Consider the following 12,554-nt stretch of genomic DNA (forward strand, 5'->3'; position numbering starts at 1 on the left):
CCCTTCGGAGCCCCGGCACCGCTCACCTTCGACCACCTCATCTCCTGCGCCAATCAAGGCGGTCGGGAGAGGGAGGGGGAAGGGAGCTGGTGTCCGGAATAAGTCCGGATCCAGAAGAAGGTGAGATCCCATGATCCAGTCCGTCAAACTCTCGAAGCTGGTGCTCTCCGACATCAACGTCCGCAAGAAGCGCGGCGATGTGGTCGAGAGCTTCGCCGCGAGCATCGCCGCCAATGGCGTCCTCCAGAACCTGATCGTTACGCCGCTGAAGAAGCCGCGCGGGCACTTCGGTATCGTCGCCGGCGCGAGCCGCTATCTCGGCATGATGCTGCTGGTCGAGCGCGGCGAGATCAACGCCGACGACTATGATGTCCCCGTCAAGCTGATGACGGGCGCCGACACGCAGCTGTCCGAGGTGTCGCTCGTGGAGAACTTCCAGCGGGAGAACATGACGCCTGCCGATGAGTGCCGCGGCTTTCACCTGATCCTCAGCCAGGGCGGCGACGTCGATGCGCTGGCGAAGCGGTTCGGCGTTACCCGTCGGTTCGTCGAGGGCCGCCTCCGTCTCGCGACGCTCGCCGAACCCATCTTCGAGGCACTCGCCTCCGGCAAAATCACGCTCGATCTCGCCAAGGCCTATGCCTCGACCGAAAGCCACGAGCGTCAACTCCTGGTCTGGAACAGCTACGGCACCAGCTCGTACCAGAGCGCGGACACCATCCGGCGTGTCATCGCGAACGAGAGCATGAAGTCCACCGACCCGGTCGCCCGACTGGTCGGCGCCGACGCCTACACCGCAGCCGGCGGTGTCGTCGACCGCGACCTCTTCAGCGACAGCGGCGATCGCTGGACCAACCCGGAGATCGCTCAGACGCTCGCGGCCGCGCTGATGGAAGCAGAGGCCAAGCGGATCGGCGAGGAACGCGGCCTCGCATGGGTGCGGCCGATCGCGTCCTCCAGCACCTGGGAAGCCGCGCGCGCCCTGCATCGTGTCGCGCTGCCGACCCTCCCCATGAGCGAGACGGAGGGGCTCCGCGTGGTCGAGATCGAGGCCCGCCTCGACGCCCTCGAACAGGAAATGGCGGACGAGGATATCGAGGAAGACGCCTTCAAGGCTCTCGACCAGGAGGATGACACGCTGCGGGCCGAACTGCAGCGGCTCCTCCAGCGGCCCTCCGTCCTTCCGCCCGAGCTCGCGCCGCGGGTCGGCGTGTTCCTGACGCTTTCACATGATGGTGCGATGGTGATCGACGACACCTACTACAGCGAGACGCCGCTACGGGTGACGATGGTCGAGCCCGAGGAGGGCGGCGAGGGCGAAGCCGACGGCGACGAGACCGGCGACGACGCCGACACCGAGCGCCAAGGCAGCAGTGGTTCGACGTTCCGGATCGAGGAGGGCAATGGCGGCAGCGTGTCCGGCAAGTCGGCCGATACCGATCCGGACACCGCGGCTCCGGGTGGCAAGGCCCTCAGCCAGGTGCTTCTCGACCAGCTCTCGGTCCAGCGCCGCGACGTGCTCGGCGCGGCCCTGATCGCGAACCCCGGCTTGGCGCTCGACTACATGCTGTTCGTCATGGTCGACGAGCGCAGCGGTCACCACGGTTCGTCGGGCACCTCGATCCGCGCTCCTCGCCCGCAAGATCCGCTGCTCGGCAACAACGTGCCCGGCTCGCGCGCGCGCGACTATCTGGCGGAGGTCCATGACGGCCTCGATGCGTCGTGGCTCGGGTCGAGCGAGAAGGTGACGCGCTTCGAGGCCTTTCGCGGGCTCAGCGACGAGGCGAAGTCGACGTGGCTCGCATGGACGGTCGCCACCTCCCTCGAGGCCAAGGACGGCTACACCACCCGCCAGAACGCGTTGCAGAACCGCCTTGCGACGATCCTCGAAGTCGATGTCGCCTCCTGGTGGCGCCCGACGTCCGAGAACTTCTTCGACCGTGTGTCCAAGGGCGCTTTGCTCTCGCTCCTCGACGAGGTGGGCGGCCCCGCGCTGTCCGGTCGGCATGCCAGCCAGAAGAAGACCGAGATCTCGGGCTCCTGTCAGAAGCTGTTCGCCGGCGAAGCCATCGTCGAAACCGAGATCAAGGAAGCGGCGCTCGCATGGGTTCCGTCCGCGATGCGGTTCAACGACGTGGCAGCCGCGCCCGATGACGACGAGGGCGAGGGCGAGGACGATCTGACCAGCCTGATCGGGGACGCCGACGACGACGAGGCCGCCGACGCCCTGAACATCGGCCCCGATGACGGAGAGGACGCCGATGCGGGCGATATCGAGCTTGGCGACGAGCAGCCGGGTTCGGTCGAGCACGAGAACGACGACGGGGTGAACGACGCCCTGATCGCCGCCGAATAGGCCAGGGCGCCTCCTTCTGGGCAACTGACCGCCGGCATTTCCTACGCAGGAGATCCCGGCGGTCCCTTATCAACCCACGGTGAGGACTTCTCGATGTCCCATTCTTTCAGACGGTCGCGCGATATCGCCGGCGACGTCACCCGCACGATCATCGCCAAGCTCGAAGCGGGGACCGCGCCTTGGACCCGGCCCTGGTCACTGACCGGCGAGGGAGGCAGGCCGCTCCGCCACGAGGGCACGCCGTACAACGGGATCAACTGCCTGTTCCTCTGGGCGACCGCCGACACCTACGGCTACCGCAGCCGATACTGGATGACGCGGCGCCAGGCCGAAGAACTAGGCGGTCATGTCGGCCGTGACGCTCGCCCCTCCATGTCGATTTATGCGTCGACCTTCCGGAAGGCCGGCGCCCCCACCCTCATGGGTGAGGCCACGGCCAAGCTGGTCCGTTTCCTGCGCCACTATACGGTCTACAACGCCGACGAGATTCAGGGCCTCCCTAGCTACTATTATCCGCGCGACGTGGCGCCCACACCCACCCTGCTCTCGCAGCGGCAGGACGCGATCGATACCTTCTTCGCCGCGATCCCGGCCGAGCTGCGCCATGGCGGTGACCGGGCCTATTTCCATCCCGTCCTCGACTATATCCAGATGCCGCACATCGGCACGTTCAAGTCGGCCGACGCATACGCCTCGATCCGGGGTCACGAGACCGTCCACTGGACCGGTCACCAATCCCGCCTCGACCGCACCTTTGGCAAGCGCTTCGGCGACAAGGCCTACGCCATGGAAGAACTGGTTGCTGAAATCGGTGCCGGGATGATCTGCGGCGAGCTCGGGCTCCCGACCGAGCTCCACGACAGCCACGCCAGCTACATCGCCAATTGGCTGGGGGTGTTGCGTGGCGACAAGAGCGCCGTGTTCCTCGCAGCGGCCAAGGCCGAGCTGGCTTTCAACTATCTGCGCGCCTTCAGCCAGGCATCCGGCGCCGCCGGTCCAACTGCGCTGAAGATGGCCGCATGATCCCCTCAGACAGGAGAGACCGCCATGGGCTGGCTCTACATGAATCGTCATCACATGGGCGGACACGCGACGCCCAAGGCATATCTGGACGCGCAATTCACGTACTCGCGCGCACTCGAGGGTGGCGGCACCCAGGGCATGCGCGTGCTCGAGTCAGCATGCGTCGGCAACCGAGTTTGGTACGCGGCCGCCCAGATCATCAAAGACGAGCAGCCCGGCGACGTCGTTGCCATCGTCTGCCTCGTCCGATGGAACCCGAGGGACAAGGAGGGCCTGCACTTCGGGTACAAGGACATGGACGAGACCTGTGGCCCCTGTGAGGATGGCTGTCCGGAGCGGATCCTGCGCCTCCTGACCCCTACGACATACGAAAGCGCGCTCGACTGGCGACGCCGGTGCCTCGCTCGCCTGCGGCTTCGTGCCCGACGGATCGAGGACGGCATGCGGATCAAGCTCGCAGCGCCGCTGAAGTTCACCGACGGCCACGAGGGTGACGAGTTCATCGTGGTCAAGCGGGGCAGCGCCATCAGCTTCCGATCCGGCAAGGGCTTCGGGCGCTACCACATCCGCAACTTCCGCGATCTCGCTTGGTCGGTCATTCCGGAAACCAAGGTTCATCGGACGGTCTTCGCACCGGCATCGGCATCTGCGACACCAGCGTGATGGGGACCGCCATGAGACCTACTCTTTCGCCATTGCGCGACCGCCTATGCAGCCGAGAAAACGCCGACCTGGTCGCGCGCCGTCTGCAGGACGAAGGGATCCGCGCCTTTGTCACGCCGAGCAACCAGCCTCTCCAGCCTTGGCGGGTGGTCGAACACGACACCCCCGCTCAGACGGAGGTCGCCACATGCGCCTGATCCCCATGCTCGCGCTCTTGGCAGTCGCCTGCACCCAAGCTGCGGCGCCATCCGCAGAAGAGCGATCGTCTGGCCGCGACCAGGTGACAGCCAAGGGCCGCCCGATCGACGGCGACACGGTATCGATCGATGTCAGGCTGTTCGGCGCAGACGCCTTCGAGAAGCGCCAGCTGTGCCGCAATGCCGATGGTTGCTGGCAATGTGGCAAAGCAGCACAGGATTATGCCTCTCGGCTCCTGAAAGGCGGCAACGCCAACATCACCATGACAGGCAAGCAAAGCTACGGCCGCCCTGTCGGGACCGTCACCATCGGAGGCCACGATCTCGGTGAAGCCATGATCGAGGCGGGCTTCGCCCTCCCGGCCACCGACTTTCTGACAGCCGACCCCGAGCGAGCGACGAGGTATGTTGCAGCCTACGACCGGGCCGTAAGCCGCCATGCAGGCGCCCACGCTGGTTTCTTCATCGAGCCTGCCAAATGGCGCAGGGGCGAAAGACTTTCATGCGAGGGGCGTGCCCGAGACGATCGCGGCGACCGAGGCCGCTGACGCGGGGAGATGAGGGGGAGGGGAAGGGCGACGATCTAGGAGACGATCATGCCCGCTTTCACCTCGACCCTCGCGCCTTTCGAAACCCTTTGGGGCAAGCCGGACACCGCGACCGAGCGCCTGCCCGGGATCTGGGATGTGTCGACGCCATCGCACGGTGGCTTCGTGCTGTCTGACGAGCGCCAGGCTGCGATGCCCGAGAGCCTTCGCCTCGACGGCCCGTCCTACGAGAAGCACGTCGACTGGTCATTGGTCGTTCTTGCCTTTGAGGCCGAGCTCCGCCGTTCGGGCGATCGCCTCCTGGACATAGAGCTGCCGCTCGCCCACCAGACCGCCCGAAACTGGCGACCCGCCCGTTACGCTGCCTTCACCGGCACAGCCGTGGAACCGCGCGACAGCTATGTTCTGCGCCGACAGGCCGCTTATGAGGCACAGATCGGCAGGATCGTCGTCGTGTCCGCGTTCGGCGATTGGGCAGATTGGGTCCCCAAGGGCAAGGTCGGCCTGATCGGCCAACGCTTGCGCAGTGTCGATCACCTTGGCTTTCCGGCCCATGAAGGCCCGCAACACCGCGCCCTGGCCGATGCCGACCGCTACGACAGCGGCAAAACCGTGAACGCGTTCGACGACATCGGCGCCGAGCTGATCGCATGAGCATCGAGATCATCGTCGGGCTACCGCACCTCGCGAACGGCCCGATACTCGAACGGGCAAAGCTGATGCAGCAACCCATGCTCGTCTCTGCCAACACCTTTTCGAGGTGGCGGACCGACGCGGGCTGGCCTGAGTGGACGGGATGGCGGACCGGGCAGCTGAAGAACGCCGTCGGCCTTAAAAGTCTGGACCTCGACTCCGCGGGGTACGTCTTGATGAGCCGATACAAGGGGTTTCCGTGGTCCATCGCCGACTACATGGCCCTCGCCTCCTCCTTTCCCTTCCGCCGCATCGCCGCTGCCGATTACTGCTGCGAACATCAGATCGCACGCGACCGCGAGGAGGTTCTGGACCGGATCTCGCGGACCATCGCTACCAATCGGGAATGCCGCTCGCGCGCTGTCGATCTAGGCATCGCGGACCGGCTCATGCCCGTACTGCAAGGCCGATGCGCCACAGACTACGAGCGCTGTGCCGACGCATTGGCATGGTCGATGCTGCCCGGCACCATCGTCGGGATCGGAAGCATGTGCCGGCGCGACATCCATGGTTCGGAAGGGCTGGTCGCCATCGTCGAGCATCTCGACCGCACCCTTCCCGAGGGCGTGGGGCTCCATCTCTTCGGGGTCAAGGGAACCGCGCTGCCGTGGCTTCAGCCGTTCGCCCACCGGGTGGCATCGATCGACTCCCAGGCCTGGGGCACGGCAGCGCGCCGTGATGCCCACCGCCGGGGCGTTCCCAAGACCGATCGCCTTTCGGCCGACCACATGGAACGCTGGACCAGCACACAGTTGGACCGACTAGCGGAGGCACCGCGCCATCTGGACCCTGCCGCAGCCGTGCCAGTGCAACACAACGTCCCTTCAGACCCATGGGAAGCCGCCATCGTGCGTGCGCGCGAGCAGATCCGCGATCTCATCGAGAGCGGCGACCTATCCCATGACGAGGTGACGGCCGCCTGGGTCGAGGCTTGGGCCGCAGACCTGTATCACGGCGATCGGCAAGCCGCGTGATCCCCCATCCTCCGTCGGGAGCCCCCACGATGACCATTACCACTGTCCACCAGTCGCTCTCGTTCGAGACGATCATCAAAGATCATCCGCATCGGCTCAGCGCCGAGGCTCACATGGTCAAGGTCCTGCGGGAATATGGGGACTGGCCCCAGGACGAAGCGGTCGACGCGGCCCGCGCCGGCAAGCCAGTCCTCGTGCGCAATAACGGCGACGACGAGACCGTTGAGATTCGCGAGCCTGGGAACTGAACCCGGCACTGCCGGGCCACAAAGGTCGCGGGCTTCGGAGGGAAGAGGGGAGGGCTGGGGGAGCGTGAAGATACGCTCGGTTCAGCCGGAGCCGCCCGATGATCTACGACGTCCCGTTCCGCCACCAGCAGGCACTCGACCCGAGCGCCCTGACCAATGTTCTGACGACGCTTCACGCGATCACCAAGGGCGTCGAGGATTGCCGAAACGCCGGGGTCGACCCGAACAGCGATCCCGCGATCTCGCTGCTCATCCGACACATGGGCCGCATTGCCAGCAATCAGGCAAGCGAGTCGGTATTACGGTCGGCCTGCGAGCGCCGGATCGAGGAACTCCGGCGGTTCCCGGCGCTGCTTGCGCTCTCCATCCGGGGCGTGGAGTACGACCAAGCGGCGAAGGAGCGCTTCCACGTCGATGGTCGCAAGGCGATGCGCAGCCTCGCGCGTGCCTTGGCGCTCGCGGAAGGCAGCTACGAGGTTTCCTCCCACCCGGGCGACATCTCGATCTCAGGCGACGTCGTCCTGCAGAGCGCCGATCTGACTGTCTCGTTGAGCGTCGGCCCCCTGCATGAAGGGCACGAGGTCCGGTATACCGCGCGCCGCGGCCCAGCTGCCCGCGACCGCCTTCGCTATGCAGCCATCCACGAACTGCTGAAGCCCGAGCGGTTCGCCGCCCGCCTTCGCCGCGAGCTGCAGCTTGAGCCTGCCCCGGTTGCCTCGCCCGAGCCCGCCCAGATCCTCCTTCCGGCATAGAGAGCATGACGATGGACATCTGCGACGCCCTGTCGGTCGCGCTAACCGACGTCGCTCGCCTCGAGCGGTTCGTCTCACGCCGCGAGCGCTTTCTCGAAGCGCTCGACTGGTCCCTACTGACCGAGGAGCAGGCACGTGAGAGCAGCATGCTCGACGGCCTCCTTGAGGAGGACATCAACGACGGACACGCGTACATCTGCTGGCTGCAGGAGCGCGCAGCCGAGGATGTGACCACCGTTCCGGGCGTGTTGCGCTTTGCCCCGCATCCCCGCCCATGGCATGCCGAGTGGATCACGCTCGCCGCCTAACCTCCCAAAGGGATCACCGATGAGCCGCTACGACTTCTCCGGCAAAAACGGCGCCACCAAAGTCTCGATCGGTTGGGATCGCCCCCTATCGACGTTCTTCGTCCAGGTTCTCCGCCCCGATCCAGAGATGGACGACGAGGAACAGGCATTCATCTGGGAGGGAACCTCTCCCGGAGAGCTCACCAAGGCTGCAGACGCTATCCGCATCGCCGAGCCCTACGCGGATCTTCCCGCCGACATTGCGTCAACGCTGGAAACCGACAGGCTCAGGACGCTGGGTCAATCGGATGGTACAGCACAACACACCGCAAAGCAGTGGCTGTTCGACAAGCGATAATTCCGACCGCCGACGAAAGGACGACCGATGGAAAGCAACAATCCAGAAGGCGGCCACGGTGGATTTGGTGGCATCGGCCTCATACTCATTCTCATGGGGATGATGCTGTTAGGCACTCAATTCCTCATGAACTTCATGGGTGATCCCATCATCGACGCACAAGGACCAAGCGTCACGTCGCACGCTCAGCGCTTGATCGATCAGATGACGAGCCCGGTTTTCCGAGTGCTCGCCGTGATTATGATCGGTCTAGGTGGAATGGCATGGCTCTTCGGGCTGGGGGCACCCATCGGCAACGCTGATGCGGAGGAGGCTGCGCCCCGTCCTCCACGCAGGACACCGATGCTCCCGATGACCCAGGCCGCGCGCGACGCTGCTCGACGCTTGGACGGCTTAATGGCGCGTTTTCGTGCCATGCCGCAGCAGCTTATCCCGGCAGAGGCGACCGTCGAGTTCGAGCGGCTTCAGGCAAGCCACCTTCCGGACCTTACCGCGGCACACCGTGACGCACGAGCCACGGTCTCGGTGACGTCCCCAGAAGCGGACGCACTGGACGCTGAATATGCGACATCTCTCGACAGGCTCAGCACAACGCTGGAGCGGCTTATCGACGACTGTGAGGAGATGGGCCGCGGCCGCCTAGCCGTTCAAAGCCGCTTTATCGAGCTTCGCCATCCGGACGACGTCCTCTAGGGCAGGGCCGGCTTTGGCAAGCGCGATGGCGTCGCGTGCCCGACACCGATAGTCTCTCCCCATGATGCTCGCGTCCACCAGTTCAATGCTCTGGGGTAACATGCCGGTGCTGCTTGCCGGCGTCGTCATGTGGGCGTCGAGCGTGGCTGCACCGAAGGGCGCCCGTCACACGCTTCTAGCTTTGCTCGTGCTGAACGCGGCCGCCTTGATCGTCTACTCCATCCATCGAAGCGCGCCTGCCTGGTGGCTCTGTTTCGGATCGTCCTTCTTCACCTGCGTCACCGCCCTGGTGGCGACGGGCTTGAGCTGGAAAGGCCAACAGCCGAAGAGGTGAGAGGGAGGGAGCGGTTGATCCAGGCTGGATCGACGGAGGTTCCCATGGCCCACATCATCGACCTTGGCGGAGCGCCCGCCAGTGAGGACTGCGCCCAGCTTGGCGTCACCGAGGAGTTCGACACCGTCAACGCCTATGAGGTGTTCGCCTATAAGCTGGCCATTATCGCCCGCTTCGGGGAGCCGCCTGCGGGCTGCCGCCTGAAGCCGCTTGCGAACCGCCATGACTTCGGCACGTATCGCACGCTGTCCCTCCGCGTCGACGACGAGGAGGATGAGAAGGTTCAGGCGTATGCGACCGCGGTCGAAGAAGGGCTCGGCACCTGGATCGAAGCCGGCTTTAGCCCTCCCATCAGCTATGTCGGCAGCGTTGCCACCATCCACCGCCTCGATCCGACCGAACTTCTGATCGGCGCGCTGCAGACGACCCGCCCCGACGCTGACGGACGCTTTCCCATCCCAGACTTCGAGACGTTGCACACCAATCTCGCCGCGGCGTTCCCGCAGGAGGCGGAGCTCGCACGCACCCGCATTTCGGCTTCTCAGCCGACCGCCGACGAGCCCTGCCGGCTCTGAACCGTTCCGGCGCCCCGCTGGCGCAGATTGCGAGAACAGCCATGATCCCCGAGCAGCCCGACCCGGCCGAGGTCAGCACTTGGCTAACCCGAGGCCGGACGCTGGAACACGCGACCGCCATCGCCGCAGCGTGGCGCGACCATCCCGACCTTCCCCCGGAGACACCGCTCGATGAGCGCATGGCGCGCAGCCGCGCAAGGGTGGAAGCCATGCGCCCCGTCAACGATGCTATCCGAGCCCATACTGAGGCCCAGCGGCAGGCCACCAACTTCGCTTTCCTCGAGCACCAGCTCAGATGCGGCAAAGCGAACGAACGGGACATCGCGATCCTGCGCGGACGAGACGAGTACCGCTACGACTGGGACGTCGCGAACCGCTACGCCGATGGATGGTACGCGGCTCATGTCGGGTGGCCGCATAACTACCCTGATGGCATACCATCGACTGCTCCCTTGGCCCAGCGCCGCGCCGCCTACGACCAGGGCTTCACCGACGGAGGCGGCGATCGTACCGACCTGTTCGACGCAGCAAGGCGCAGCAATCTCGCTCACCTCCGGCAGAGCAACATGCCACTCGCGGTCCCACCGGCGCCGAAAACCGCGCGCCCGCTTCCAAGCAACTGGCCAAAGCCAAGCGATGAGCCGCGCCCCGCGCGCTGGTCGCGCCGGCTCGCAATCATCAGCGAGAGGGACGTGGTGGCGGACGATCCAGCCCGGTTCGCATGGTGCTTCCTCCGGCTGATCCGCGCGAGGGCCGGAGCCGCGGAGGCGATGATCGTCATCCTGACGTCAGCGGGATTCGTCAACGCGGCCGACTATGCGCCACCAGTGGACCGGGGGGATGCCGCGCGCCTCAACCGCAACGTCGCGGGGCAGCAGCTACGCACCGTATTATCCGGGCGTGAGTTCGACGACGTGCTGGTCGCCCTACAAGACGACGAGCTTAGGCTCCTCGATGCGATCAGCGACGTGATCCCGCTGTGCCGAACCATGGAGCGCACCCGCAACACTAAGCTGCAGCAGCGAACCCACCTGCGCACCTGGCTCGACCGCGGCTACAATGCCGACGAGAACATGGCTGCAGGCCATATCCGCTGGAGCAAGGCCATTAACGGTCTCAGCGGCAAGCTCGGCGAGTTCACGGCCCGCCACGTCGGCCCGGCGCGGGGCCGCGGGCACCTCATCCGCGTCGAGGCTCATGGGGGTCGGCTCGCGTCCGGTTACGCTGCGGCCGACGGGTCCATCCTTCCTCCGGAGGTGGTGGTGTCAAGCAAGGCCCGCCTCCGCTCCGAGATCGCCAGCACGCTACGCGCCTTCGGCGCGTCCACCCCCCTGATGGGCACAGTGACCCGGCACGCGGCATAGCCGCACCCAACCCTCGATGGTCAGAGAGGAGGGAGATCGGGAGCGGTGCGCCGGAATGGTCCGGACTGGAGCTTCCACCATGCCCAACCCCGAAACGGCTCAGCAAGCCGAGCACCGCCGCCCCGTCCTATGGTCGTTCGGCGAAGGTCCGATGTTCCCCGGCGTCACCGATGAGACCTACTGGAACGGCTTCCTCAATGTCGCCGTGGACGAGGGTACTTGGCCATACGTGCTCCGCGAATTGATCGCCGGTGCCGACGAGGACGCCGAGACCATCGCAGCCTATCGGGCCATGAAGCCGGACAACGGCACGATCTCACTCGCCTGTGGGTTTGCAACCGTCGAGGTACATTCCCTCTGGCAGAGGGAGTTTCCAGACTTCCCGATCACCACGATGCCCCCGATCCCCGGTCCGTGGCGTGACGCGTCCTGGCACAACGAAACTGCGCCAGCCTTCTCGCCCTGCACGGGTCCAATGGGAGAGGCCGCACGCATCTGGATCGACTACGCCGACCCTACCGCGCGAGAGTTTCCGGACCTTCCCCGCTTCACTCTCTGCCGGCCCGACACCCGAGGCGATCTGCAGAACGTCTATACCGGGGACAATTACGACGAGCTTCTAGAACACGCCGCGCGCGAGGCGCTGGCGTGCGCTTTCGCGAAACGCCTCGCTCTTCTCCTTTCTGCCGACGAATGGCGGGAAATGCGCCTGCGGAACCGGTCGGTCGCAGAGACGGTCTGCGCTTCCCACGACTTCATCGATTCCAACCTGGTCATGCTGGCCGCGTGGGAAGCCGAGCGCACCGACACGCTGCGCGACCTGCCGGGCAACGGCGAGATCGGCAGTGACTTCGAGCATGTGAACGCCGCCTGGGCGATTGCCACGCAACATTATCTGACCGCGTCCGAAGAAGGCGCCCGCTTCGACGACTGGCGGCTAACCGGACATCATGTCGACAGCCTGATCGCCGCCGGGCAGGATCTGGGCGCCGAAGACGGCTATGACAGTCCGGGTCGCGTCTATGAGCCCGGATTCATGGAAGCATCCGACGCTGGATGGCTGCTTAACATCGCCAACACGAGCGAGGTCTTCGCCGACCTTGCCGAGGCCGAAGCCCACCTGTGGTCGGCCTATGCGGCAGCGGAAACCCGGCACCTTCCGCGACATCAACCCGTCTGACTAACCCCAGGCAAGAAGTCCAAGAGCCCTGACCCGCACGCCACGATCATGAGGTGAGGGGGACGGGGAATGGCGGTCCTGGCCGCGCATCCCGCGCCGTCCGGGTCGCGGAGATCCGATCCATGCGCAGCATTCTCGCCTTTTACGAAATCGACCGCTGTTATGGCGGTCCGGAGGAGGGGGGCTGGTGTGCGCCGTTGTGGCGCGAGAAAGGAGTGCGTCTGATGACGTGATGCTTGTTGGCAATGGCATCTGCCCACCGAGCTTACCGGTGCCCTCGGGCTGAAACTTCGAAAGGAGAACGGGACC

At 65.6% G+C, this 12,554-nt stretch carries 15 protein-coding genes; all 15 read left to right on the forward strand.

Annotated features, from left to right (window positions below; all coding sequences use genetic code 11):
* Positions 1-130 precede the first annotated feature (130 nt).
* The 15 genes from MF607_RS17980 to MF607_RS18050 all read left to right on the forward strand — a co-directional run bounded on the left by MF607_RS17980 (position 131) and on the right by MF607_RS18050 (position 12,245).
* Positions 131-2,356 carry a ParB/RepB/Spo0J family partition protein gene (locus tag MF607_RS17980; RefSeq protein WP_242121368.1) on the forward strand — a complete coding sequence of 742 codons (2,226 nt, stop codon included), beginning with the start codon at positions 131-133 and terminating at the stop codon, positions 2,354-2,356.
* Positions 2,357-2,449: 93 nt separating this feature from the next.
* Positions 2,450-3,379 carry an ArdC family protein gene (locus tag MF607_RS17985; protein ID WP_242121370.1) on the forward strand — a complete coding sequence of 310 codons (930 nt, stop codon included), beginning with the start codon at positions 2,450-2,452 and terminating at the stop codon, positions 3,377-3,379.
* Between the two features lie 24 nt (positions 3,380-3,403).
* A complete protein-coding gene (locus tag MF607_RS17990; RefSeq protein WP_242121372.1) occupies positions 3,404-4,042 on the forward strand; it encodes a DUF6927 domain-containing protein in 639 nt (212 codons plus the stop codon).
* A gap of 187 nt (positions 4,043-4,229) precedes the next feature.
* The gene (locus MF607_RS17995; RefSeq protein ID WP_242121374.1) at positions 4,230-4,787 is read left to right on the forward strand and encodes a thermonuclease family protein; all 558 of its coding nucleotides are present in this window, start codon (positions 4,230-4,232) and stop codon (positions 4,785-4,787) included.
* Positions 4,788-4,835: 48 nt separating this feature from the next.
* Positions 4,836-5,441 carry a DUF7007 domain-containing protein gene (locus tag MF607_RS18000; protein ID WP_242121376.1) on the forward strand — a complete coding sequence of 202 codons (606 nt, stop codon included), beginning with the start codon at positions 4,836-4,838 and terminating at the stop codon, positions 5,439-5,441.
* Entirely contained in the window at positions 5,438-6,454 is a 1,017-nt protein-coding gene (locus MF607_RS18005) for a deazapurine DNA modification protein DpdA family protein (RefSeq protein ID WP_242121377.1), read from the forward strand. The genes MF607_RS18000 and MF607_RS18005 overlap by 4 nt, the downstream gene beginning before the upstream one ends.
* A gap of 29 nt (positions 6,455-6,483) precedes the next feature.
* Positions 6,484-6,702 (forward strand): hypothetical protein, encoded by a 219-nt coding sequence (locus tag MF607_RS18010; protein ID WP_242121379.1) that lies wholly within the window; start codon positions 6,484-6,486, stop codon positions 6,700-6,702.
* Positions 6,703-6,800: 98 nt separating this feature from the next.
* Positions 6,801-7,454 carry a hypothetical protein gene (locus MF607_RS18015; RefSeq protein ID WP_242121382.1) on the forward strand — a complete coding sequence of 218 codons (654 nt, stop codon included), beginning with the start codon at positions 6,801-6,803 and terminating at the stop codon, positions 7,452-7,454.
* Positions 7,455-7,459: 5 nt separating this feature from the next.
* Complete coding sequence (locus MF607_RS18020) at positions 7,460-7,762, forward strand: hypothetical protein (protein ID WP_242121384.1); 303 nt, start codon at positions 7,460-7,462, stop codon at positions 7,760-7,762.
* A gap of 19 nt (positions 7,763-7,781) precedes the next feature.
* Entirely contained in the window at positions 7,782-8,099 is a 318-nt protein-coding gene (locus tag MF607_RS18025) for a hypothetical protein (RefSeq protein WP_242121385.1), read from the forward strand.
* A 27-nt stretch (positions 8,100-8,126) separates the two neighbouring features.
* Complete coding sequence (locus MF607_RS18030) at positions 8,127-8,792, forward strand: hypothetical protein (protein WP_242121386.1); 666 nt, start codon at positions 8,127-8,129, stop codon at positions 8,790-8,792.
* 61 nt (positions 8,793-8,853) lie between these two features.
* Positions 8,854-9,126 (forward strand): hypothetical protein, encoded by a 273-nt coding sequence (locus MF607_RS18035; protein WP_242121388.1) that lies wholly within the window; start codon positions 8,854-8,856, stop codon positions 9,124-9,126.
* Between the two features lie 44 nt (positions 9,127-9,170).
* Complete coding sequence (locus MF607_RS18040; RefSeq protein ID WP_242121389.1) at positions 9,171-9,701, forward strand: hypothetical protein; 531 nt, start codon at positions 9,171-9,173, stop codon at positions 9,699-9,701.
* Between the two features lie 41 nt (positions 9,702-9,742).
* The gene (locus MF607_RS18045) at positions 9,743-11,065 is read left to right on the forward strand and encodes a hypothetical protein (RefSeq protein ID WP_242121390.1); all 1,323 of its coding nucleotides are present in this window, start codon (positions 9,743-9,745) and stop codon (positions 11,063-11,065) included.
* A 79-nt stretch (positions 11,066-11,144) separates the two neighbouring features.
* Positions 11,145-12,245, forward strand: coding sequence for a hypothetical protein (locus MF607_RS18050; RefSeq protein WP_242121391.1), 1,101 nt, complete (start codon positions 11,145-11,147; stop codon positions 12,243-12,245).
* The last annotated feature ends 309 nt before the right edge of the window (positions 12,246-12,554 follow it).

It is taken from the genome of Sphingomonas lacusdianchii, assembly GCF_022664395.1.
Taxonomy (GTDB): Bacteria; Pseudomonadota; Alphaproteobacteria; order Sphingomonadales; family Sphingomonadaceae; genus Sphingomonas; species Sphingomonas lacusdianchii.